Consider the following 24,035-nt stretch of genomic DNA (forward strand, 5'->3'; position numbering starts at 1 on the left):
AAAACGCGCGCCAGCTGAAATTTTGAGGAATTTTGTCATTTTTGTTTAATCGTTATGCCATTTTTTGATCAAAATCAGCATCCCACCCCCTCCCCTTTGGTGTTATGCCATGAGTGAATTGTGAACAACATCACGCTCGGATATGGCTGCAGGGAGAGCGTTGTTTAAGACTACGGGGTAAAAAATGGCACTGGTAAAAACAAGTTTGAAGCTGTTTGGCGGGGATACGGTGGTGGTGCGTTGCTCAGAACGCTGTCGTATTCATCTGATGAGTTCGAAAGCACAAAAACAGTCCCAGGCGGATATTCTCACCGTACAGGATGATAAGGCCTGGCTTACAGTGCCCTACACCGGCACATGGGATGTGCTGATTGACAGCCACAGTCAGTCTCTGGAGCATTCCATCAGCTACGTGGCAGCATAATATTAAACGCCCGGCAAGCCGGGCGTAATATCAGGCAAAACCCGGTCGCAGCGTGCCGTTGAGCGGGTTCCCTTCCAGCAACGCCTTCACCTTCACCACCAGCTCATTCAGACAATCGTCCTGCATGCCGAGGCGGGTCAACTCCTGATCGAGGGAGAAGAGATACTGCGCGTTGGTACCCAGCGGTCCGCTGGCAGCGGCTATTAACGGAGCAATCACCTGCGTGCGGGTATCCGCTTCATACAGCGGATGGCGCGGGTCCATGATAAACACCAGCGCATTGACGGTGCGTCCGTCGTCCAGTTCCAGCTTGCACCAGCTTGGCATGTAGCAGCCGGTGATCATCTCGCGCTTCCAGAGCAGCGTAAGCTCCTCTTCCAGCGTGGCATCCGGCAGGCGATACGCCACGCCAGTGGTGCGCCCGCCCTCTTTCAGTGCAAGCATGCGCCCGGGCTGGCACGCGCTGCCGCGTCCGGCCGTCAGACGCAGGCAAAATGCGCGGTGCCAGCCAGGCAGCGTTCCCGTTGCCGATTCGACAAATTCGAGCGCCGGGTTCCACATCAGGGAACCGTAGCCAAAAATCCATACCGGGCCATCATCCGGGCGGCAGGCAAGCGTGGCAGCGAGCGACGCCGCACGTTGTTCAGCTGACCAGAGAAGCGATTCCTCAATAGCACCAAATGCCGTCTTACAATCTGCCTTCATTAAGAAATCACGCGTTAACACTTTCCACCTCCGCCACTGCATGCTTCCTTGCGACATCTGTAATTCGCCTTCCCGGCCTTAGGTGCTGGTCATTTTGCCAGCAGTTGAATAACGATAAGCAATTAGCGGACCAGTTGCAATACAACGGCAGTTCAACCGCCTGAAAAGTCAAAATGAAGGTAGCGAATTATTTCACGGCTATTTCTTTTTATGCCATTTATCGTCGTCTCCTTTTTCATATTCATGTTTTACGGCGGCCCAGGCGACTTTGTGGGCCGTCTCTTCACGGCTGGCATCATCCCGGCGATCTTCCTTGTCTTTGTATTGATCCCAGGCGCTGTTAAACGCCTCTTTATAGATATCCTGCGCGTGAGCGGGCAGCACGTTTTGCACGTTATCGGGTAATTCGCGTTTCGTTTTATATGGCATCACTCACCTCTCTTTTACTTAAAGAGATAAGTGTGGACGACGATATGCCAGCGTGCCACCCGGCCTTAATTTATGGATTAACATTACATGTAATTAGTTGTTATTTAATAAATATTATGTGAAAGCTGTCAATTACAGGAGTCAGGCGTTAAATTTATGAAAAAGGGTAAAATTAAGTAAAAAATTAAGGGTATTTAACAGAGATCTGTTAATTTAATGCCCTCAAAAATCTATCTATAATTACAAGCACCTGCATTGATGGAGAAGCACATGACAGCAACACACGAGGCGGTAAAGACCCGCCACAAGGAGACGTCACTCATTTTCCCGGTTCTGGCACTGGCTGTGCTGCTCTTCTGGGGAAGCAGTCAGTCACTGCCAGTGGTGGTTGGTATCAATATTCTTGCCCTGGTCGGCATCTTAACCAGCGCATTTAGCGTCGTTCGCCATGCGGACGTCCTGGCCCACCGTCTGGGCGAGCCGTATGGTTCTTTAATTCTCAGCCTTTCCGTTGTTATTCTCGAAGTTAGCCTGATTTCCGCGCTCATGGCGACCGGCGATGCCGCGCCGACGCTGATGCGCGATACGCTTTACTCGATCATTATGATTGTGACGGGTGGTCTGGTGGGCTTCTCTCTGCTGTTGGGTGGGCGTAAATTCGCGACCCAGTATATGAACCTGTTTGGCATCAAACAGTATCTGATTGCCCTCTTCCCGCTTGCCATTATCGTGCTGGTCTTCCCGATGGCGCTGCCGGGTGCAAACTTCTCCACCGGTCAGGCGCTGCTGGTCGCGCTGATTTCCGCCGCCATGTACGGCGTGTTCCTGTTGATTCAGACCAAAACGCACCAGAGCCTGTTTGTGTATGAGCATGAAGACGACGGCGACGACGATGATCCGCACCACGGTAAGCCGTCGGCCCACAGCAGCGCGTGGCATACGGTTTGGCTGATCGTACATCTGATTGCGGTGATTGCCGTTACCAAGATGAACGCTAACCCGCTGGAGACGCTGTTAACCGAGCTGAACGCGCCGGTGGCGTTTACCGGCTTCCTGGTGGCGCTGCTGATCCTTTCCCCTGAAGGGCTGGGCGCGCTGAAAGCGGTGTTGAATAATCAGGTGCAGCGCGCAATGAACCTGTTCTTCGGCTCCGTGCTGGCGACGATTTCACTCACCGTACCGGTGGTGACGCTGATTGCCTTTATGACCGGTAACGAGCTGCAGTTTGCGCTGGGTGCGCCGGAGATGATCGTGATGGTAGCATCATTGCTGCTGTGCCAGATTTCGTTCTCCACCGGGCGCACCAACGTGCTGAACGGAGCGGCGCATATGGCGTTGTTTGTTGCGTATCTGATGACGATATTTGCGTAAGAGTGGGCCGGTGCGGGCTGATGCCCCCACCCCAACCCTCTCCGCCAGGGAGAGGGAGGCATAAAAAAACCCGCCGAAGCGGGTTTTTTTATTATTTGCTGGTATCCAGCTCGTCGAAGCTCTTCACCAGATCGTCAATCGCTTTGATCTGTTTCAGGAACGGCTCAAGCTTATCCAGCGGCAGCGCGGATGGACCGTCGCATTTTGCGTTATCCGGATCCGGGTGCGCTTCAATGAACAGGCCAGCCAGACCGGTTGCCATACCGGCGCGCGCCAGTTCGGTCACCTGAGCACGGCGGCCGCCGGACGCGGCGCCAAACGGGTCGCGGCACTGCAGGGCATGGGTCACGTCGAAAATCACCGGAGACTGGTTAGAGACGTTCTTCATTACGCTGAAGCCCAGCATATCCACGACCAGGTTGTCGTAACCGAAGTTTGCACCACGGTCGCACAGGATGACCTGATCGTTACCACCTTCGATAAACTTATCGACGATGTTACCCATCTGGCCCGGGCTGACGAACTGTGGTTTTTTCACGTTGATCACGGCACCGGTTTTCGCCATCGCGGCCACCAGGTCGGTCTGGCGAGCCAGGAATGCCGGGAGCTGAATCACGTCCACCACGTCTGCCACCGGCTGCGCCTGGGAGGCTTCATGCACGTCGGTGATCACTTTCACGCCAAAGGTCTGCTTCAGCTCCTGGAAAATTTTCATACCCTCTTCCAGGCCCGGGCCACGGTAAGAGTTGATGGAGGAGCGGTTGGCTTTGTCAAAAGAGGCTTTAAACACGTACGGGATGCCCAGCTTCTGGGTCACGGTCACGTAGTGTTCGCAGATACGCATGGCGAGATCGCGGGATTCCAGCACGTTCATGCCGCCAAACAGTACGAACGGCAGGTCGTTTGCTACCTTGATATCACCAATGCTAACCACTTTTTGTTTCATAGGATCGCCTTATTCAGGTGTGAATCGGAATTAAGATTAATGCAGTGTAATTTGTTTGTGCGAGATCGCGTTGATCTGCGCACGAATCATTTCGCTAATGGGGTCTTCCGGGCACTGCTCGACGAAATAGCTCAGATCGTTCAGCGCCACGTGCTCGCAGTCGAGCTGGGCATAAATCAGCCCTCTGTCGCGGATTTCGTACGGATCTTCCGGGTTGAACTGCAGCAGTACTTCACTGGCGCGCAACGCCAGCTCCATCTGACGCTCTTCCATTAACGCGGACTTTAGCGTGTCCAGCAGCTTACGAATGACCTCTGCGTTATCCGCCTCGTCGAGATCTTCGTTGAAGAGTTCAGCCACCGGGCTAATATTGCCTTTCAGCCATACGTCCAGCGTATGTTCATCCAGCGTGTCGCCGTTGAAAGGATTAATGAGCCACATTTCGCCGTCCAGCCACTCAGCACGCAGGATCATCTGCGTCGGGAAAATGACCGGGACCAGCGGAATATCCAGACGGTGCGCGACCCATAGCAAAATAGAGCCCAGCGCCACGGCGCTGCCCTGACGATTTTTTAAGACCTGGTCCAGCCATAATGCGTCAGACAGGCGATACACGCCCCGCGTGTCGCAGAAACCCCATTCGCCGTAGAAAAGCTCCAGCAGCTTCTCTAATTGCCAGTCTTGCGGGCGAGCCTGATTAATCTCTTCACGCGCCAGGCTGACCAGATTCTCCAGCTCATCGTAGACAAACTGCGACGTAAAATCGTCGCGAATCATCTCTGAAATCAGGATCATGCCATCGCAAAGCGGCACTTTATTAAATTCGAAATCGGCTAAGGACCTCATGACTTACCCCAGTAACGGTATTCTTGTGGTGGCGAGTTTAATGATGATGTACAGCACCACCAGACCCAGCAGAAAGGCGATAAACCCGACCTGCTGGCTGCGCGGACGACGACGCCCAAGCGCGATAAAACCCAAAACGATGTAGATGATAACGCCAAACAGCTTTTCAGTCAGCCATGCGCCTTTATCAGTAAATGGCAGATAGCCGGTCTTCCACATAAGCCCGGCACCGGAAAGGAGCAACACCGTGTCGATACAGTGTGGCGCGATACGCACCCAGCGGGCATCCATCAGCGGATTGTTGCTGTAGCGCCACCAGTAACGGACGATGAAAAAGGTGATGGTCAGCGCAACGGAAATCAAGTGGACGGTAATAAGTACGGTAAACAGGCTCATAACCACTGCCCCAGCGTCAGGCGCTCGTTGCCGCCGTAGTCGCGGCAGGTTTCAACAGCGGCGTAGCCTGCTTGCATAAACAGCGCTCGCACGGCTTCCCCCTGCGTCCAGCCATGCTCCACGAGCAGCCAGCCACCGGGAAGTAAATGTTTTCGTGACGTTGTCACAATGTGATCAAGATCGGCTAATCCCGCGTTGGCAGCAACCAGTGCCGTGAGCGGTTCAAAGCGAACATCTCCCTGCGCAAGGTGCGGATCATGTTCGTCGATGTAAGGAGGATTGCTGACAATCATCGCAAATGAACGATTCTCAAGCGCGGCAAACCAGCTGCTTTGCAGCACCGTCACGTTGCTGAGCCCGAGACGTTCCACGTTACGCTGCGCCAGCGCGACCGCATCAGGCATCACGTCCACCGCCGTAACGGTGCAGTCCGGCCGCTCGCTGGCGAGCGCCAGCGCGATGGCCCCGGTACCGGTACCGAGATCGAGAATGCTGCAGGCCTCCGCAGATAAACGCGCCAGCGCCTGCTCAACCAGACACTCGGTGTCCGGACGCGGGATCAGCGTTGCCGCCGAAACGTACAGCGGTAACGACCAGAACTCGCGCTCGCCGACAAGGTGCGCCACCGGCTCGCCGGTTTTACGGCGGGCAAGCAGCGCGGCGAGCTGTGCTTCCTGTTCCGCGGTCAGTTCAGTTTCGCCGAAGGCCAGCAGGTACGTGCGGGCTTTACCCGTCACATGCTCAAGCAAAATTTCGGCATCGCGTTTAGGGCTTTCACTTTCGGAAAGCTCACCGGCAGCCTCACGTAACCAGCGCTGAAAATCCATTATTCCTGCTCGGACAGTGCCGCCAGCTGGTCGGCCTGGTATTCCTGCACGATAGGCTCAATCAGCATGTCCAGCTTGCCTTCCATCACCTCGTCCAGACGGTACAGCGTCAGGTTGATGCGGTGGTCGGTTACGCGCCCCTGCGGGAAGTTGTAGGTGCGGTTTCGGTCGCTGCGATCGCCGCTGCCCAGCAGGTTACGACGCGTGGATGCTTCCGCCTGCTGGCGTTTCGCCATTTCGGCCGCGTGGATACGCGCGCCCAGCACCGACAACGCTTTGGCTTTGTTTTTATGCTGGGAACGCTCGTCCTGACATTCGACAACTATACCGGTTGGCAGGTGGGTAATACGAATGGCGGAATCGGTGGTGTTAACGTGCTGACCGCCCGCGCCAGAGGAGCGGAAAGTATCAATACGCAGGTCCGCCGGATTAATGTCCGGCAGTTCCGCTTCCGGCAGCTCCGGCATCACCGCCACCGTACAGGCAGAGGTGTGAATGCGGCCCTGAGATTCGGTGGCCGGTACGCGCTGCACGCGGTGACCGCCGGATTCAAACTTGAGACGTCCATACACGCCGTCGCCGCTGATCTTGGCGATAACCTCTTTATAGCCACCGTGTTCGCCTTCGTTGGCGCTCATGATCTCCACGCGCCAGCGACGCGACTCGGCGTAGCGGCTGTACATGCGGAACAGATCCCCGGCAAACAGCGCCGCTTCGTCACCGCCGGTACCGGCGCGAACTTCCACAAAGGCGTTACGCTCATCGTCCGGATCTTTCGGCAGCAGAAGCACCTGAAGCTGCTGCTCCATCTCTTCAGAACGCGCTTTCGCATCCTGCAGCTCTTCCTGCGCCATCTCGCGCATTTCAGGATCGTCGAGCATCATCTGCGCGGTTTCGATATCTTCCTGAACCTGTCGCCAGTCGGTAAAGCATTTAGAAACATCACTTAACTGCGCGTATTCACGTGAAAGGGCGCGAAAACGTTCCTGGTCCGCAATGGTCCCGGCATCCCCGAGCAGCGCCTGTACTTCTTCATGGCGCTCGTGCAGAGCTTCCAGTTTAGCGACGATAGAAGGCTTCATAGGCGTAAGTGCACCTTGTCTTAGAAAATGGGTATAGGGCGCTATTCCAGCCCGAGGCTGTTGCGCAGAATAGTCAGGCGTTCATCATCCCCGTCACGGGCGGCCTGCTGAAGAGATTTGGTTGGCGCATGGATAAGGCGGTTGGTCAGTTTCCACGCCAGATCCTGCATAATTGCGTGCGCGTCACCGCCCTGTTCAAGGGCCGCTAACGCTTTGGCAGTCAGGTCATCACGCACCTGCTCCGCCTGTCCGCGATACTCGCGGATGGTCTCGCTGACGCTTTGCGCGCGCAGCCAGGCCATAAACTCACTGGTTTCCTGCTCAACGATGGTTTCCGCCTGAACCGCCGCCGCTTTACGCTGGGCAAGGTTGTGCGAAATGATGCTTTGCAGGTCATCCACGCTGTAGAGGTAGGCGTTAGGCAGCTTGCCCACTTCCGGTTCAACATCGCGCGGGACGGCGATATCCACCAGCAGCATTGGCTGATTGCGACGGGACTTCAGCGCACGCTCCACCATCCCTTTTCCGATAATCGGCAGCGGGCTGGCGGTAGAGCTGATGATAATGTCCGCCTCTTTCAGGCGTTCATCGATGTCGCTCAGGGCAACCACCTCTGCCCCCACTTCATCCGCCAGCACCTGCGCGCGTTCGCGGGTGCGGTTAGCGATGATCATCTTTTTCACTTTATGCTCGCGCAGATGGCGCGCCACAAGTTCGATGGTTTCGCCCGCGCCCACCAGCATCACGGTGACGGTAGAAAGGGATTCAAAGATTTGGCGCGCAAGGGTGCAGGCCGCGAAAGCAACGGAAACCGCACTGGCACCAATGTCGGTTTCGGTTCGCACACGCTTCGCCACGGAGAACGACTTCTGGAACATGCGCTCCAGCTCGCTGGCCTTCAGATGCCCTTTTTGTGAATCGGCAAACGCTTTTTTTACCTGACCGAGAATTTGCGGCTCGCCCAGCACCAGCGAATCCAGACCGCTGGCCACGCGCATCAGATGGCTGACAGCATCGTTGTCCTGATGCCAGTACAGGCTGTTACGCAGCTCGTCTTCGTTGAGATTGTGGTAGTCGCATAGCCAGCGGATCAGTGCTTCGTGCAGGTTGTCCTGCTCTTCCACGCTTAAATAGAGCTCGGTACGGTTGCACGTCGAGAGCACCACGCCACCCTGCACCATCGGCTGTGCAAGCAGGCTGTCCAGCGCCAGGTCAAGCGTATCCGGCGAAAACGTTACGCGTTCTCGCAGCGAAACCGGGGCTGTTTTGTGGTTGATACCGAGTGCTAATAGGGTCATGTTGAGCGGGAGTAGTACCAGCGTTAATAAGGTTAGCAGAACGCATCATACAGGATGCGCGAGATCAATAAAAGAGACAGCCCCCTTTCGGAGTAATAGGTTACACAGCGCTTTGAGATAATTTGAACGTAGACGGTAGCCCCCTTCGACGCTAGCATTAACAGTCATAACTGCAACGTATCTCAAGGATTTGTCCTCATTATGACCCGACTGATTCGCCTGCTGCCGCTGGCAGCACTGGTTCTGACCGCCTGTACCGTCACCCAACCAAAAGGCCCGGGCAAAAGCCCTGATTCACCGCAGTGGCGTCAGCACCAGCAGGACGTCCGTAATTTGAACCAGTACCAGACCCGCGGCGCTTTCGCTTATCTCTCTGACGAACAAAAGGTTTATGCCCGCTTCTTCTGGCAGCAGACGGGGCAGGACAACTACCGCCTGCTGCTGCTGAACCCGCTGGGCAGCACCGAGCTGGAGCTTATCGCCAAACCTGGCGAAGCGCAGATCACCGATAACAAAGGCCAGCACTATACCGCGACCGATGCCGAAGAGATGATTGGCAAGCTGACCGGGATGCCTATCCCGCTCAACAGCCTGCGCCAGTGGATCCTGGGCCTGCCGGGTGACGCCACCGACTACACCCTGGACGACCAGTACCGTCTGAGCCAGGTGAACTACACCCAGAACGGCAAAACCTGGAAAGTGGTGTACAGCGCCTATGACAGTAAGAGTAAACCGTCGCTGCCATCGAATATGGAACTGACTCAGGGAAGCCAGCGCATTAAGCTGAAAATGGACAACTGGATCGTTAAATGATGACCCAATGGCCCTCTCCGGCAAAGCTAAACCTGTTTTTATACATTACCGGCCAGCGCGCTGATGGCTATCACACGCTGCAGACGCTGTTTCAGTTTATTGACTATGGCGACACGATCTCCATTGAACAGCGCCAGGACGGGCAGATTTGCCTCCTGACCCCGGTCGAGGGCGTAGCGCATGAGGACAACCTGATTGTGCGCGCAGCGCGTCTGCTGATGAAAGCCGCAGCGGAATCAGGCCGTCTACCCGCGGGAAGCGGCGCGGAAATCCGTATCGAGAAGCGGCTGCCGATGGGCGGCGGTCTGGGCGGTGGCTCATCCAACGCTGCAACCGTGCTGGTTGCGCTGAACCATCTCTGGGGCTGCGGGCTGTCGAAGGATGAACTGGCAGTACTGGGCTTGACGCTAGGGGCTGATGTCCCGGTGTTTGTGCGCGGTCATGCGGCCTTTGCCGAGGGCGTGGGGGAAATTCTCTCCCCTGTAGAACCGCCGGAAAAATGGTACCTGGTTGCCCATCCTGGCGTAAGCATTCCGACCCCGGTCATCTTTAAAGATCCTGACCTGAAAAGGAATACCCCGGTTCGGTCAATAGAAACGTTATTAAATTGTGAATTCAGCAACGATTGCGAGGATATCGCAAGAAAACGTTTTCGCGAGGTTGATGCGGTGCTTTCCTGGCTGTTAGAATACGCGCCGTCGCGCCTGACTGGTACAGGAGCCTGTGTCTTTGCTGAATTTGACACCGAATCCGCCGCTCGTCAGGTGCTTGAGCAAGCGCCGGTTTGGCTGCATGGTTTTGTAGCACGTGGGATGAACACCTCCCCCCTACAGCAGGCCATTCTGGCGCAGACTGAGTTTCGGTGACAACGTCACCCTGTTCCAGACGTTGCATCGCGCTCTTTAATACACCGCCTGGATAGCCTTTGCCTGGCCCGCACAGTTTACGGCGAACGCTATCCACCACTGGACGCATGCCTGAGGTTCTTCTCGTGCCTGATATGAAGCTTTTTGCTGGTAACGCCACCCCGGAACTAGCACAACGTATTGCCAACCGCCTGTACACTTCCCTCGGCGACGCCGCCGTAGGTCGCTTTAGCGACGGCGAAGTCAGCGTACAAATTAACGAAAATGTACGCGGTGGTGATATTTTCATCATCCAGTCCACCTGTGCTCCAACGAACGACAACCTGATGGAACTGGTTGTTATGGTCGACGCTCTGCGTCGCGCTTCCGCAGGCCGTATCACTGCTGTAATCCCTTACTTCGGCTATGCACGTCAGGACCGTCGCGTCCGTTCCGCGCGTGTGCCAATTACCGCTAAAGTTGTCGCTGACTTCCTGTCAAGCGTCGGCGTTGACCGCGTACTGACCGTTGACCTGCACGCTGAGCAGATCCAGGGCTTCTTCGACGTCCCGGTTGATAACGTATTCGGCAGCCCAATCCTGCTGGAAGACATGCTGCAACTGAACCTGGATAACCCAATCGTGGTTTCTCCGGACATCGGCGGCGTGGTACGTGCCCGTGCTATCGCTAAGCTGCTGAATGATACCGACATGGCGATCATCGACAAACGTCGTCCGCGCGCTAACGTTTCTCAGGTGATGCACATCATCGGTGACGTGGCTGGCCGCGACTGCGTGCTGGTCGACGACATGATCGATACCGGCGGTACGCTGTGTAAAGCAGCTGAAGCGCTGAAAGAGCGTGGTGCCAAGCGCGTGTTCGCGTACGCGACTCACCCGATCTTCTCCGGTAATGCGGTAAACAACCTGCGCAACTCCGTCATTGACGAAGTTGTAGTATGCGATACCATCCCACTGAGCGACGAGATCAAGGCACTGCCAAACGTGCGTACCCTGACCCTGTCCGGGATGCTGGCCGAAGCGATTCGTCGTATCAGCAACGAAGAATCCATCTCTGCAATGTTCGAACACTAATCGAACACGGCCTAAAAACCCGCTGCGGCGGGTTTTTTTGTCTCCGGGTTTTATTTGTATGATTAATGCCTCCTTCACCTGCCATTCATATGACAGATGATGCGCATACGGATGATAGATAATTGTGAAAAACGTAGCCTCCTCACATGTTCTGCCCTTTCGCGCCCTCATCGACGCCTGCTGGAAAGAGAAGTACACCTCGTCACGCTTTGTCCGTGACCTGATTGCCGGGATCACCGTCGGCATTATCGCCATCCCGCTGGCGATGGCGCTGGCAATTGGCAGCGGCGTTGCGCCGCAGTACGGTCTGTACACCTCGGCCGTTGCCGGGATCGTCATTGCCCTGACGGGCGGCTCGCGCTTCAGCGTATCCGGCCCGACTGCCGCCTTTGTGGTGATCCTCTACCCGGTTTCGCAGCAGTTTGGTCTGGCAGGCCTGCTGGTCGCCACCCTGATGTCCGGCGTCTTTTTGATTCTGTTTGGCCTGGCTCGCTTTGGTCGCCTGATAGAGTACATTCCCCTTTCCGTGACGCTGGGGTTTACCTCGGGGATTGGTATCACCATCGGAACCATGCAGATTAAGGATTTCCTCGGCCTGCAGATGCCCCACGTACCGGAGCACTACCTGCAAAAAGTGGGGGCGCTGTTTATGGCGCTGCCGACTGCTAACCTGGGCGACGCCGCCATCGGGATTGTGACGCTGGGCACGCTGATCGTCTGGCCTCGTCTGGGGATCCGTCTGCCGGGTCACCTGCCCGCGCTGCTGCTGGGCTGCGCGGTGATGGCCATCGTCAATATGTCCGGTGGTCACGTCGCGACTATCGGCTCGCAGTTCCACTATGTTCTGGCGGACGGTTCACAGGGTAGCGGCATTCCGCAACTGCTACCGCAGCTGGTGCTGCCGTGGGACATGCCCGGTTCCAGCTTTACCCTAAGCTGGGATTCCCTGCGCGCCCTGCTTCCCGCCGCGTTCTCGATGGCGATGCTGGGAGCGATTGAATCCCTGCTCTGCGCCGTCGTTCTGGACGGCATGACCGGCACCAAGCACAAAGCTAACAGCGAACTGGTCGGTCAGGGTTTGGGGAACCTCGTCGCGCCGTTCTTTGGCGGTATTACCGCAACGGCAGCCATCGCCCGCTCTGCGGCCAACGTGCGCGCGGGTGCAACGTCACCTGTTTCGGCGGTTATCCACTCCGTGCTGGTGATCCTTGCCCTGCTGATCCTCGCCCCGCTGCTCTCCTGGCTACCGCTTTCCGCCATGGCCGCCCTGCTGCTGATGGTGGCCTGGAACATGAGTGAGGCGCATAAGGTGGTGAACCTTCTGCGTCGCGCGCCGAAAGACGACATAATCGTGATGCTGATCTGCATGTCGCTGACCGTGCTGTTCGATATGGTTATCGCCATCAGCGTCGGGATCGTGCTGGCTTCTCTGCTGTTTATGCGCCGTATCGCGCAGATGACGCGCCTTTCCACGGTTAACGTCGAGGTGCCTGACGATGTGCTGGTGCTGCGCGTGATTGGCCCGCTGTTCTTCGCCGCGGCGGAAGGTCTGTTCAGCGATCTTGAGTCCCGCATCGCGGGCAAACGGGTTGTGGTGCTGAAATGGGATGCCGTACCGGTGCTGGATGCCGGCGGTCTGGATGCCTTCCAGCGCTTTGTGACACGTCTGCCGGAAGGCTGCGAGCTGCGGGTGAGTAATCTGGAGTTCCAGCCCCTGCGCACCATGGCGCGTGCGGGTGTCCAGCCTATCCCTGGCCGACTCTCCTTCTATCCTAACCGTGAAGCCGCGCTAGCGGATATGTGAGTTATCTGATGCAGAGAAACGTCTCTGCATCATCACTCCGATCGCCTGCTGGAGCCATGCAAGCACGGTAGGCGTCATCCAGGTTCCTTTCATCAGGTGCGGCTCCTGCTGCATGGCGGCGCGAAACTTTTGCTGAGTTTCCGGGCTGGTGCCCGCGTAGGACTGGAACAATGCCAGCCAGTTTTCAGCCAGCTTTTGCGCCTCCTCCGAGGCAGGATCGATATTTTCCCGCTGCGCCTGATGCAGTTTCGCCACCAGCGGCGGCCACTCCATCATACGGTCAAAATAGTGCTTCCGGGTAAAGGCCATCTCCTCGGCAGAAAGATATTTCTCCCAGATAATCAGCTTCGACTCGGCAAACGCCCGCGTAATGTAATCGGTCATCTCCGGCGTGATGCCGGTCTGCGCCTGCATCTGCGGTTCAACGCTGTGCATCTCGTTCAGCCGGGTGAGAAACTCCGGCTTGCCCGCCGTGTCCTGCTCCAGGCGTTCCATCCAGCGCGTCGCCAGATCCATCGCCCGCGCGTCCGTAGCGGGTATACCGTGTTCCAGCAGCGTGTTGGCCTCTGCAACCAGCCCTGACCAGATAGCCGCCAGCGCATCCTTCTGCACCGCAAACGGCAGCTGCTGTAACTCTTCTTTGCTAAACCAGCGATCGTACATATTCATTAACTCCAGAGTCTGTAGCCAGGATTCCAGATCAGGCGTCGCATCGTCGAGAAGCCCGGCTCGCAGCTCCACCAGCCGGTCGCGCAGCGTATGTATGCTGCGCAGCTGTTTATCCAGCAGCGTGATTTGCGCATCGAGTAACTCGGTTAACGACAGCGACTCCTGCTCCAGGAAATCCCTGATTTCAGCAAGTTCCAGCCCCGCTTTTGCCAGCGCCTGGATCATGTGCAGACGCTGGACATCCGCCAGGTTGTAAAGCCGGTAACCTGCCGCGCTTCTGGCAGAAGGCAGCAACAACCCTGTTTGCTCATAGTGGTGCAATGTCCGCACGGTGATCCCGGCACGTTTCGCCAGCTCACCCACCTGAATCAACATAACTGCTCCTTTTTCTTTGCCAGTGGCGCCACTCTGGAGCCTTACGTTACGTGAGGGTCAACCCCTGATGCAAAAAAAAAAAACGACTCCCTCGGGAGCCGTTTCGGTGTTCTTTATCGCAGCACTAGCTGTGCTTATGCTGGTCGCGACGACAGCGTTTGTCGTAGTGGCGCACCCACCAGTATTTATCGCACACTTCCTCATGTCCGCTCATGCGTGCCCCGGCGAGCCACAATACCGCACCGAGGAAGATGCTCAGTATCGCGCCATGGGCGAAGTATTGCGGGAGATCAAGCTGCGGCAACTGGTTCAAAATGGAATAACCCACGCCGCCTACCATCACGAACAGCCCCAACCCCATCAGCACGTTACCGAGTAACGAAGCGTTTTTGCGTTTCATGTGTCACCTCCGGAACTTTGGGTTGTCATGGGAAAAGCCCCTAATCCTTGTGTGTAAAGTATAGACAACGCCCCTTTTATGAGTTGCGTGAATGATCACAATTACAGATAACTCCCAAACAAAAGTTTACAAATAAGACTTTGAACAGCTTGAAATTCTAATTGTTCAAATCAGAAATTATTCGTATTTCGCCGAGAAGATCGCAGAATTTTGTCAAGCGGCGCGCCAGACAGTAAACTACGCGCCAGATCTGGAACCCATTAGGAATTGAATCGTGACGATTAAACTGATTGTCGGCCTCGCCAACCCGGGCGCAGAATATGCGGCTACCCGCCATAATGCCGGTGCATGGTACGTCGATTTGCTGGCCGAGCGGTCACGTGCGCCCCTGCGTGAAGAACCTAAATTCTTCGGGTATACCTCACGTATCAACCTTGCAGGCGCGGACGTTCGCCTGCTGGTACCCACCACGTTTATGAACCTGAGCGGTAAAGCCGTGGCGGCGATGGCAACGTTTTATCGCATCAATCCGGATGAAATTCTGGTCGCCCACGATGAGCTGGATCTCCCCCCTGGCGTGGCGAAATTCAAGCTTGGCGGCGGCCACGGCGGCCACAACGGTCTTAAAGACATCATCAGCAAGCTGGGCAATAACCCGAATTTCCACCGTTTGCGCGTGGGAATCGGCCATCCGGGCGATAAAAACAAAGTTGTCGGTTTCGTGCTCGGTAAGCCCCCGGTTTCCGAACAGAAACTGATTGACGAGGCGGTAGACGAAGCGGCGCGCTGCACTGAAATCTGGCTGCAAGATGGCTTAACCAAAGCGACAAACCGCCTGCACGCTTTTAAAGCGCAATAATCCGCCCGATACGGCTTTTTTACCGCGCGTCATGCGGGTTACGTGTATAATAGGCGTAGTTATTTACTTTTCATCAATCGGTTATCGTTAACGGATTGATTATCAAGATATTAAGGTGATTTAGAAATGGGATTCAAATGCGGTATCGTCGGTCTGCCAAACGTGGGCAAATCCACCCTGTTTAACGCGCTTACCAAAGCGGGTATCGAAGCGGCGAACTTCCCGTTCTGTACCATCGAACCTAACACCGGCGTTGTGCCAATGCCGGACCCGCGTCTGGACCAGCTCGCGGAAATCGTGAAGCCGCAGCGCATTCTGCCAACCACCATGGAATTCGTGGACATCGCGGGCCTGGTAAAAGGCGCATCCAAAGGTGAAGGCCTGGGCAACCAGTTCCTGACCAATATTCGTGAAACCGAAGCGATCGGCCACGTTGTGCGCTGCTTCGAGAACGACAACATCATCCACGTAAACAACAAAGTGGATCCGGCTGACGACATCGACGTTATCAACACCGAGCTGGCGCTCTCTGACCTCGACACCTGCGAACGCGCGATTCACCGCGTGCAGAAGAAAGCCAAAGGCGGCGACAAGGACGCGAAAGCGGAACTGGCTGCGCTGGAAAAATGTCTGCCACAGCTGGAAAACGCCGGCATGCTGCGCGCGCTGAAAAACCTGACTGACGAAGACAAAGCGGCGATCAAATACCTGAGCTTCCTGACCCTGAAGCCAACCATGTACATCGCCAACGTTAACGAAGACGGTTTCGAGAACAACCCTTACCTCGACAAAGTGCGTGAAATCGCCGCGGCGGAAGGTTCTGTGGTTGTTGCCGTGTGCGCTGCCGTTGAATCCGACATCGCCGAGCTGGACGATGCCGACCGTGAAGAGTTCATGGCCGAGCTGGGTCTGGAAGAGCCGGGCCTGAACCGCGTAATTCGCGCAGGCTATGAGCTGCTGAATCTGCAGACCTACTTCACCGCTGGCGTGAAGGAAGTGCGTGCGTGGACGATCCCTGTAGGTGCGACCGCGCCTCAGGCGGCCGGTAAGATCCACACCGACTTCGAGAAAGGCTTTATTCGTGCGCAGACTATCGCGTTTGAAGACTTTATTACCTACAAGGGTGAGCAAGGCGCGAAAGAAGCAGGCAAGATGCGTGCGGAAGGGAAAGATTACATCGTTAAAGATGGCGATGTGATGAACTTCCTGTTTAACGTTTGATTGGTTTTGAATGAAAAAAATCCACGCTTTGGCGTGGATTTTTTTTCATAAATTACCGATTTTACGCCTTCTTGCGCAGATAGAACTCAAGGTATTTTTTAGGTCTATCCTGAAACGCACGCTCTTTGCCGTAGTTATAAGCATCGTTGAAATATTTATACGCTTCATCGAATTGATTCAACTCGTAACAGACCATGCCGAGGTCGATTGATGGTGCGGTGTCTATATCCGATCCACGTGTGCGCAAAGTCGTCTCTCCCCATTTCTTCGCCTCATCGTAATCCTCAAGATCAAAGTAAGCGCTGTACATGCACGCAGCGATCCAGTTAGCAAATTCCGATTCAAACTTTGGCTCAGGAAGAGCTTGCCAGGCTTTTTGGTATTGCTCTAAAGCTTCGGCGTATTTTTGGTTGTCGTGAAACTCGTTTCCTTTTTCTACAAGAGATGTAACTCTTTTTTCATCGAATTTATAGCATACGTTTTTCATATATTTATTCATTATCATTCGAAAAGAGACCTCCTTGCCTATATAAAAGGGATATAAGCAATAAATGCCTTCAGAAGCATGGAGGTCTCTAAAAGAGTAAGTTTTTATTGTTATTAACCAAAAAAGAAATATTTAAAAGCTTCTGCCTCAACATCCTTAAGCTTGCTTTTTAGCATTAAATCGATATCTTCCAGAAAGTCCTCTCTGAAATTAAAATCATCATCTGTAGCATCACCATCATATTTACTTTGTTCTATCTCAATGGCAGAACAAAAAGCATCCAAAAAGTCGGCTAACGAATTGGAAATAATGAAATTTCTTTTTTGAATACTACCATAAACAGGAGATGTAATATTTTGGGTATCACAAAAAAGAACATCTCCATTTCTTTCAGCAAAGATTATATATTCATCGCGCCAGGTCGTGTCATTTTGAACTCGCCAGCCTGATAACATTTCATTAAGCTCTTGGGGCTCAACAATCTGTATAAAGAAAGTACCATCAAATGTTGGGTGGTCATTTAAAATCAAATGGCTATAAAAAAAACGAATTTCGCCATTTAAATTCACTGGAAAAGAAGTTTCATTTTCATCGTCTGTATAGTCTATCTCTCCCATATTTAAATCATTCATTTTGAATTTGCTAACAAAGTCTTGGACTGCATTTTTTATGTTCATCTTTCCCCCTATAATTGCTTACATCGTTGTCTGGATTTTAGTGTTCTTTCTCTATCAATTAAGCGTCCGCGCGTCGAGTTTTTAGTATTCCCTCTATGTCCTTGATCACCATGGACATGCTCATTGAACTTGTCGGGATGGTTATGATTTTTCAAGAAAACAATATTCCTCGGATCACCTTGCCATTTAGAACCAAGTGTACCATTGCCTTCTACCGAGTTGATATGATGCCCAGTATAGCCTGCCCGTGACATCACGGAGGTAAGACTCTTGTTCGGAGTCTTCAATATTAAATCTCTCTCTTGCGCTGTCCAATTCCTGGTGCCAGCCCCACCATCCTGCAATAAGGCTTTTTCTTGTACCCATGCCCTAGAGATAGCAGAGCTTCTAGCTCCGTTTTGAGCAGAAAGAGAATCGTGTGGGCGGTAGCGAATCAGATCTTCAGGAGTTAACCCCCACGGATCCACCCACCCCAGCGCATTCGGCGCATACTGGTAAAGGTTTATCCCCCCCGCCAGCCCTATCGGGTCCTGCTGCGTAAACCGCCCGCAGTCCGGGTCGTAATACCGGAACAGATTGTAGTGCAGCCCTGTCTCACGGTCCAGGTATTGCCCCTGCATGCGCAGGTTCTGAGAATATCCTGATACCTGCGACTCGCTTTCCCGCAGCAGCTTGCCCCAGGCGCTGTTGACCCCTTCCCAGCGCACCTGCCCTTCGACATCCGTCATCCGCTCCGGCGTGCCGTTCGGCTGGCAGTGGAACCAGAAGATCTCCGGAGCATTAACGCCATCAATACGCGCCAGCGGATCGTAGCTGTCCTGATCGCTGTAGACGTAGGTCAGCGGCACATCCCCGTGCACCTCCTGCAGCAGACGGAACCCTTCCCAGACAAACCGGGTGGTGACCGGCTTGCCGGTTGGCTGTCCGCCCAGCATCTGGCGGCGCGTTTTGCTGATGCGTCGCCCGAGCGGATCGTAGCGGAAGCTGACCTGCGTCTGCGGCTTGTTGCGATCCCGCGGCTGGCTGATGACTTCCGTCAGGCGATGTTCACCGTCGTAGCGGTAGTACCAGCGGGTCTGGCCGTTATCTTTTTCCACGGTGCGGCCGTGGATATCATAACGCCAGCGAATGCCGTTCAGCTGCGTCAGGCGGTTGTGCGTGACCTTCTCAACAGATCCTTCGAGCGGGTTACCGGCAGCATCCCAGCGCCACTGCTCCTGTCCGGGCAGCGTGCCGTCCTGAACGAGCAGGCGCCCGGCGCTGTCGTACTGCCAGCGGTACCAGCTGAACGGGTTATCGTCCCGCTCTTCACGCACCAGGTTATTGCGGTAGTCGTAATCCCAGCGGCGGGACCAGCGGCGCGGCGACGGGCGCTGCGCATTGCCGGTAAAGACGTCCCGGCGATGCAGTCGGCCAAGACGATCGTATTCGCTGCGGGTGGTCAGCAGCCCCTGGGTGCGGCTGGTCTCCCGGTGGAGTTCGTCGCGGGTAAAATCAGAGACCGACAGCTTATTGAGCGCAATGCTGAGCAGATGCCCGCTGCCGTAGTAGAACTGCTTCAGCTCGCGGCCATCGGGCAGCGTGACGGAGGTGCGGTTGCCCAGCGTGTCATACTCCCACGCCAGCTCGCCGTGCTCGCCCGCTTCGCGCGTCACGCGACCGAGCGCGTCATACTCAAAGGCAAGCTCCTGCTCTGCCTCGGTGGTCCACGCGTCGGCTGCAAGTGCAGGATGCAGCCCAATCCGGCTTAATAGCCCGGACGGCGTGTAATGGTAGCGGGTCTGCCCCTCCGGCGTGGTGCGGGCGACCAGCTGGCCGCTCGCGCTCCAGGCGAAGACGTGGGTGATGGCCTCCGGATGACCGGCGGCAAAGGTGCGCGCAATCGTGCGCCCGCAGGCATCATAGCGATACTGCGAGGCCACGCCATCGAGCCCCACCTCTTCCAGCAGCAGCGAGTCTGGCCCCCAGCGGAACTGATACGCTTCGCCGTTCTCGTTTTCCAGGGCAATCAGACGCCCGCGGCTGTCCCAGCGGCGTCGCACTTCTTCACCCTGCGTATTACGGGTGGCGGTTAAGCGCCCCGCCTCGTCGTATCTGAACTCACTTTCTTTCCCGTCAGCACCCGCATGCTTCACCGGCAGGCCACGTTCGTTCCATTTGAGCGATTCCATCCAGCCTTCCGGGCGATCGAGCTGCACCGGACGCCCTGCGGCGTCGTAGCGGTAGCGCGTCTCTTCACCGTCGGCGCCAGTCTCAGCCACCAGCCAGCCCAGCGGATGATAGCGATAGCGGGTAATACGCCCGGAACAGTCCGTCGAACGGACAATCTGCCCGGCCTCGTTGTACTCCTGGTAACGGCTGTTGCCAGCGGCATCGACCTCTTCCACGACCTGGCCAAACTCGTCCCGGCGCAGCTGCGTCGTCTGCCCCATCGGGTCTACTACGCGCTTGAGCCCGTGATGTTCGTCGTACCAGAACCGGGTGGCGCTGCCGTCGGCTTCAATAATGGCCGCAGGAAGCGCGCGGTGCTCCAGCCAGGTGGTGGTGCGGGTGTTGCCGTCGGCATCGGTCTCCTGCACCCGGTTGCCCATCTCGTCGTAGACAAAGGTGACGGCGTTGCCGAGCGGATCGATGCGACGCGTGAGAAGCTCGTTTTCGTCCCACTCGTAGCGCCAGTTTTCACCGCGCTCGTCAACGTAGCGGACAATAAGATTCTGCGCGTTCCAGTAGTGACGGCGCGTCTGACCATCGTAGTGCTCGACGGTCGTCAGCCCGGCGGCTAAATCGTAGCTAAAGCGGCACCCGTCGCCGGTGCTGGTACGGTTTTCCACCACGCGCCAGTGGTCGAATTTTTGCCACCGGTATTCGCTCTCCAGACCGCCCGGCATCCGGTGCCAGACCATCAGGCCGTGGTCGTTGTAGCGGTATTCACGCGTCACCACGCCTGAGGCATCCGTCGCGCTCGCCAGCTGGCCGCGCGCGTCGTAGCCCCACTGCATCAGCGGCCAGGTCTGGTTGCCGTCGAAATGGCTGGCTGCGGTCACGCGCTGCGGGAAACGTTCATCTTCATAGCGCAGGGTGACGTCGATTGCCCGCGGCTCGTCATGAATACCAGTCAGCCTGCCGTGCTCGTCCCACTCCGTCAGCAGCGCGTTGCCGTATTCGTCGCTGAGGGAGGCCAGACGCAGGATGGAGGGGTTCGCCCGGGTTGGTTTATACAGACGCCACACCGCGCCGTCATCGTCGGCAATCGCCACGTCGCCGCTCTCGTTGCGGCGGATAATAATGCCTTCGCTGATGCTGTAAAATGCCCGGTCGACCGGCGGCAGCTCGAAGCTCAGCTCGCGCCCGGTTTCGTCGAACCAGGTCGCGTTGTCTTCTTCCAGCGCCAGGTAGCTGTCAAAAGTGGTTGCCCAGCCCAGACCAAACAGCCCTTCGCGGGTGGTCAGGCTGTTGTAGCTGCGCTGCCAGCGAAGCGGAAAGCGCCCCGGCAGCGAGAAGTCGAGCTCATCGTCGTCGTTCAGCACCTTCACGCCGGTGGCGGCGTGGACCGGGTGCGAGGAGCCAAACACGGCGTTGACCGCCATATCCGCCAGCATCCCGCCGCCGGCCGCCGCCAGCGCGCAGGGCATGTTTTTCAGGATCTTGCCCGGACGCCCGCGCAGCAGGGAGAGCGCAATCATCCCCAGCGCCAGACCCGGCGTTTTACCGCTTTTGATATCGCGAACCGTGAGCGTGTCCCCGCCGATGATTACGTTCGGGGAAACATCGTCGGACACGGTACCTTCGCAGGTGGTGCGATCTTTCGCACGCACCGCGGGCTGCCCGTTGATGAAGACGCTTTTAGAACCTTCCGCCAGATACTGCGGCCCGGAGTGCTTTTCGCACGCCACCTTGTCTTCTTCCAGCGGGGAGGTTCCGGCAGCGGCAGAGGCCACGCTCGGCTGCCACATTTCGCTGCCAAACTGTCCGGCGGCGGAAAGCAGCATGCCCGCGTAATCGGCAAAGCTGCCCGGCGACTGCGGCTCAGGTGAAGGAGTATCTGCGGGCGTCAGCGTGCCTGCCGCGCGTGCGGCGGGGATTGCGTTGGTGAGAACGTTACTGGAACCGGTCGTGATTTTACCCGCAGGCGACGGCGGGAAAAGCGCATTACCTAACCCCTCAGCGGCGTTGCTGATATCGTCGGTGATCCCCGCGACGTTCGCCAGCACGCCACCGATAATGCCGCTTAACAGACAGCTGGAGCCAATCGCCGCCACGCCTGCAGCTGCTGCCCCGGCCCCCAGCAATGGCGCCGCTACGGTTGCTGCTGCGCCTACCGCCGCGCCGATCACCGCATAGGCGGCACCTTCCGCCACAATGCTGGTGATGTCAGCAAAAATGCTGGAGTGAATAATCTCGTCGCCCTTACGGGCCGCGTTGTTATCGCTCATGCCTTACACATTCCGGTTGTCGTTTAGCGTCAGACTCTGCTTAAGCGCGCTCCAGCGCACCTCGTCCTCTTCGGTAAAGGCTCTGAGTGCCGAGAGGGTAAAAATCATCAATACCGGTTTGCCCGGCGTCTGCACGGCCAGCTGTTTTTGCCACAGGCGCTGCCCGTTACGGTCAAACGTGGTCTCAACTTCCAGCCCGTTAATGTTGCCGTCAGGCCCGGCCTTTACGTTCCTAAATTCGCTCTGGGCGATCTCACCCATCTGAGGACGCAGTACATCCCACTGGCGGTGGAACTCTTGTTCATAGTCGCTGCCATCGGGGATCACGCCGCGGCTGACCACCACGGACAGCCCGCTTTCGTCATCGCGAATAATGTTCATGCTGTTATCCTGCCAGGCAGCAGGAAAAAGGGAAAACGAACCTTCCTGGAGGGTGTATTTCATAAGTGAACTCGGGATGATTGATATTGAGAGAAACAAGAAGGCCAATCCATGCTGGCCTTTTGGCTGGCTGTATAGTTATTTAAGCCACTGGCCTGACTGCTCGACTAAAATATGGTTGCCTTTGCTGACAACCAGATTCACGGGGGCGTACGTCACGGTATAAGCGACCTCGCCATTCTTGTACGTTGAGCCGATTATTTTACCTGCGGAGTCGTGCAACGTTTTTCCCTTTAAGGAGATCGTACTGTTATCGCTTTTTCGCACGCCGAGATAGAGCATCTCGTCACATTCGCTCTCAAAATGACCGCACCTGTTTTTCAGAGAAATAGCGAACTTTTCGGTATCCAGTTTTCTGGTTTCAGCGTGATGAACCGAAGCGGCTTTACGTAACGTATAGCGCTGTGGAGCATAATCATTTCCTTTTTGAGGAGGCGTTACCAGACGCCATTCCATTTCACTCCCCTTTATTTCCAGAACAGCCCGTCCGCCTGCGCCGCCTGCCCAAACCCCGTCAAACGCAGGTCTCGACTGGCTGTTCGTTGCAAACTGCATCGTATTGAACCTGGCGGCCCATTGCTGGATATCAACATTAATACCCGGGCTATTATCAGAGGATTGGTAATGGATTACGTCCGACTCCGGAACCACCCAGGCCGCAAAGATTTTGCCGTCAGGATTGATAACCAGCGCTGACGCGTTCTCCAGATAAAGATCTTTTAGCCAGCCTTCAACAAACAATCCTCCACCTGTGGTGGTATGCGGTTCGCCGAAGACGTCAAAGTTATCAATAAAGGTTTGGTAGTGATTTCCCAGCAGCGTCCTGAGATTGTCTGTCACTTCACTGTCGTTAAGGATGCGACCTACCGTATCGAGCTTATTATATTGCGATAATTCAAGTGCCGATGACGTTTCAACGACGCCTGTCAATAAAGCCGTGAACAATACGACTGCCAGATATTTTTTGGTCATAAATTATTCTTGAGAATCATTTTTGTAATTCATCGTTATTTTTATAACGTTGCCGCCTTTTATCTCAAAAGAGAGCAATTCTTTATCCAATTCGTAGGTAATCCACTGCTCCCCCGCATCATTGTCGACCTGACCGGTACCGTATGCGCTGTTCAGTTCCTTTCTCGTTGAACCCACATGGACACCACGCGGCGTTGCGAATTCTTCGGCAGTCAGCGTAATCTGCGACACGATATAATCATCAACGCTTCGTTCAGCTTTATCCCACCAGAGATTGGAAGTGAATATCTCTACTCCAGCGTTTTGATGCTGAAAGAATTTATATTGGACTCCATCAAAAGGAACCTCACCGGTAAAACTGCCTTCCACCGGCACGCCAATTTTACGGGCAATATCAGGCGTCCATCTGTCGCCCAAGGCGACAGGCAGGTCTTTGATCTGTACTGAAAAATCCTGTTTAGTCAGAATGGATGGCTTACCTTGAGCGAAAACCACATTGCTGCCAGGACAGCTAAACATCAGGACCGAACAAAGAAATATTGGCGTATGTTTTTTCACGTTAATCGTCATTTATTAAATGTGTATGGCCATTATCACCCTGAAGAAACCGTCAGGACATGA

24 protein-coding genes are annotated in these 24,035 nt (G+C 55.6%); 8 read left to right on the forward strand and 16 right to left on the reverse strand.

From position 1 onward, the window contains the following. The first annotated feature begins 184 nt into the window (after nt 1-184). Nucleotides 185-424, forward strand: coding sequence for a DUF1883 domain-containing protein (locus tag AB3N39_RS11955; RefSeq protein WP_111965917.1), 240 nt, complete (start codon nt 185-187; stop codon nt 422-424). Nucleotides 425-454: 30 nt separating this feature from the next. Here the strand turns inward: AB3N39_RS11955 and AB3N39_RS11960 are convergent, their stop codons facing one another. Both AB3N39_RS11960 and chaB read right to left on the reverse strand, forming a co-directional pair. Continuing rightward, on the reverse strand, nt 455-1,150 hold the full coding sequence (locus tag AB3N39_RS11960) for a gamma-glutamylcyclotransferase (protein ID WP_061097960.1): 696 nt from the start codon (nt 1,148-1,150) through the stop codon (nt 455-457). A gap of 177 nt (nt 1,151-1,327) precedes the next feature. Then, on the reverse strand, nt 1,328-1,558 hold the full coding sequence (chaB, locus tag AB3N39_RS11965; protein ID WP_045908986.1) for a putative cation transport regulator ChaB: 231 nt from the start codon (nt 1,556-1,558) through the stop codon (nt 1,328-1,330). 270 nt (nt 1,559-1,828) lie between these two features. On the opposite strand from chaB, the gene chaA reads away from it, so the two are divergent. After that, on the forward strand, nt 1,829-2,929 hold the full coding sequence (gene chaA, locus AB3N39_RS11970; protein ID WP_039024239.1) for a sodium-potassium/proton antiporter ChaA: 1,101 nt from the start codon (nt 1,829-1,831) through the stop codon (nt 2,927-2,929). 91 nt (nt 2,930-3,020) lie between these two features. On the opposite strand, the gene kdsA is transcribed toward chaA, so the two are convergent. From kdsA to hemA, 6 genes are read right to left on the reverse strand one after another with little or no spacing between them, the layout of a single operon-like run. After that, nucleotides 3,021-3,875: a 3-deoxy-8-phosphooctulonate synthase gene (kdsA, locus tag AB3N39_RS11975; protein WP_104950756.1), complete on the reverse strand. Its 855-nt coding sequence runs from the start codon at nt 3,873-3,875 to the stop codon at nt 3,021-3,023. Nucleotides 3,876-3,911: 36 nt separating this feature from the next. Then, nucleotides 3,912-4,721, reverse strand: coding sequence for an invasion regulator SirB1 (sirB1, locus tag AB3N39_RS11980; protein WP_024907069.1), 810 nt, complete (start codon nt 4,719-4,721; stop codon nt 3,912-3,914). 3 nt (nt 4,722-4,724) lie between these two features. Further along, nucleotides 4,725-5,117, reverse strand: coding sequence for an invasion regulator SirB2 (gene sirB2 / locus AB3N39_RS11985; RefSeq protein WP_111965916.1), 393 nt, complete (start codon nt 5,115-5,117; stop codon nt 4,725-4,727). Then, on the reverse strand, nt 5,114-5,944 hold the full coding sequence (gene prmC / locus AB3N39_RS11990) for a peptide chain release factor N(5)-glutamine methyltransferase (protein ID WP_143345229.1): 831 nt from the start codon (nt 5,942-5,944) through the stop codon (nt 5,114-5,116). The genes sirB2 and prmC overlap by 4 nt, the downstream gene beginning before the upstream one ends. Then, a complete protein-coding gene (gene prfA, locus AB3N39_RS11995) occupies nt 5,944-7,026 on the reverse strand; it encodes a peptide chain release factor 1 (protein WP_021240360.1) in 1,083 nt (360 codons plus the stop codon). Before prfA ends, prmC begins: the two co-directional genes overlap by 1 nt. 41 nt (nt 7,027-7,067) lie before the next feature. Beyond that, nucleotides 7,068-8,324, reverse strand: a complete 1,257-nt coding sequence (gene hemA, locus AB3N39_RS12000) for a glutamyl-tRNA reductase (protein WP_024907067.1) — start codon at nt 8,322-8,324, stop codon at nt 7,068-7,070. Nucleotides 8,325-8,525: 201 nt separating this feature from the next. Here hemA and lolB point away from each other — a divergent pair, with 201 nt between their 5' ends. The 4 genes from lolB to dauA all read left to right on the forward strand — a co-directional run bounded on the left by lolB (nt 8,526) and on the right by dauA (nt 12,880). Continuing rightward, entirely contained in the window at nt 8,526-9,137 is a 612-nt protein-coding gene (lolB, locus tag AB3N39_RS12005) for a lipoprotein insertase outer membrane protein LolB (protein ID WP_047651182.1), read from the forward strand. Beyond that, on the forward strand, nt 9,134-10,003 hold the full coding sequence (gene ispE / locus AB3N39_RS12010) for a 4-(cytidine 5'-diphospho)-2-C-methyl-D-erythritol kinase (RefSeq protein WP_133294624.1): 870 nt from the start codon (nt 9,134-9,136) through the stop codon (nt 10,001-10,003). The genes lolB and ispE overlap by 4 nt, the downstream gene beginning before the upstream one ends. Before the next feature lie 125 nt (nt 10,004-10,128). Next, nucleotides 10,129-11,076 (forward strand): ribose-phosphate diphosphokinase, encoded by a 948-nt coding sequence (gene prs / locus AB3N39_RS12015; RefSeq protein WP_003856663.1) that lies wholly within the window; start codon nt 10,129-10,131, stop codon nt 11,074-11,076. 124 nt (nt 11,077-11,200) lie between these two features. Next, nucleotides 11,201-12,880 (forward strand): C4-dicarboxylic acid transporter DauA, encoded by a 1,680-nt coding sequence (gene dauA / locus AB3N39_RS12020; RefSeq protein ID WP_133294625.1) that lies wholly within the window; start codon nt 11,201-11,203, stop codon nt 12,878-12,880. On the opposite strand, the gene AB3N39_RS12025 is transcribed toward dauA, so the two are convergent. Then, the gene (locus AB3N39_RS12025) at nt 12,866-13,924 is read right to left on the reverse strand and encodes a MerR family transcriptional regulator (RefSeq protein WP_136194999.1); all 1,059 of its coding nucleotides are present in this window, start codon (nt 13,922-13,924) and stop codon (nt 12,866-12,868) included. The genes dauA and AB3N39_RS12025 overlap by 15 nt on opposite strands. 124 nt (nt 13,925-14,048) lie before the next feature. Beyond that, on the reverse strand, nt 14,049-14,324 hold the full coding sequence (ychH, locus tag AB3N39_RS12030) for a stress-induced protein YchH (RefSeq protein WP_111965910.1): 276 nt from the start codon (nt 14,322-14,324) through the stop codon (nt 14,049-14,051). Nucleotides 14,325-14,598: 274 nt separating this feature from the next. Here ychH and pth point away from each other — a divergent pair, with 274 nt between their 5' ends. Continuing rightward, the gene (gene pth, locus AB3N39_RS12035) at nt 14,599-15,183 is read left to right on the forward strand and encodes an aminoacyl-tRNA hydrolase (protein ID WP_133294627.1); all 585 of its coding nucleotides are present in this window, start codon (nt 14,599-14,601) and stop codon (nt 15,181-15,183) included. A gap of 126 nt (nt 15,184-15,309) precedes the next feature. Then, nucleotides 15,310-16,404: a redox-regulated ATPase YchF gene (ychF, locus tag AB3N39_RS12040; RefSeq protein ID WP_003856650.1), complete on the forward strand. Its 1,095-nt coding sequence runs from the start codon at nt 15,310-15,312 to the stop codon at nt 16,402-16,404. Between the two features lie 61 nt (nt 16,405-16,465). Here the strand turns inward: ychF and AB3N39_RS12045 are convergent, their stop codons facing one another. The 6 genes from AB3N39_RS12045 to AB3N39_RS12070 form a co-directional block, all read right to left on the reverse strand. Continuing rightward, nucleotides 16,466-16,891: a tetratricopeptide repeat protein gene (locus AB3N39_RS12045; protein ID WP_045405000.1), complete on the reverse strand. Its 426-nt coding sequence runs from the start codon at nt 16,889-16,891 to the stop codon at nt 16,466-16,468. Nucleotides 16,892-17,004: 113 nt separating this feature from the next. Then, entirely contained in the window at nt 17,005-17,568 is a 564-nt protein-coding gene (locus AB3N39_RS12050; RefSeq protein WP_115875499.1) for a hypothetical protein, read from the reverse strand. Between the two features lie 8 nt (nt 17,569-17,576). After that, nucleotides 17,577-22,001 (reverse strand): RHS repeat-associated core domain-containing protein, encoded by a 4,425-nt coding sequence (locus AB3N39_RS12055; protein WP_367896755.1) that lies wholly within the window; start codon nt 21,999-22,001, stop codon nt 17,577-17,579. A gap of 3 nt (nt 22,002-22,004) precedes the next feature. Then, on the reverse strand, nt 22,005-22,445 hold the full coding sequence (locus tag AB3N39_RS12060) for a DcrB-related protein (protein WP_111964743.1): 441 nt from the start codon (nt 22,443-22,445) through the stop codon (nt 22,005-22,007). A gap of 75 nt (nt 22,446-22,520) precedes the next feature. Then, on the reverse strand, nt 22,521-23,414 hold the full coding sequence (locus AB3N39_RS12065) for a hypothetical protein (protein WP_136195742.1): 894 nt from the start codon (nt 23,412-23,414) through the stop codon (nt 22,521-22,523). 3 nt (nt 23,415-23,417) lie between these two features. Further along, the gene (locus tag AB3N39_RS12070) at nt 23,418-23,972 is read right to left on the reverse strand and encodes a hypothetical protein (RefSeq protein ID WP_232057347.1); all 555 of its coding nucleotides are present in this window, start codon (nt 23,970-23,972) and stop codon (nt 23,418-23,420) included. Nucleotides 23,973-24,035: the final 63 nt, after the last annotated feature.

The sequence above is a fragment of the Enterobacter vonholyi genome (assembly GCF_040834095.1).
Taxonomy (GTDB): domain Bacteria; phylum Pseudomonadota; class Gammaproteobacteria; order Enterobacterales; family Enterobacteriaceae; genus Enterobacter; species Enterobacter vonholyi.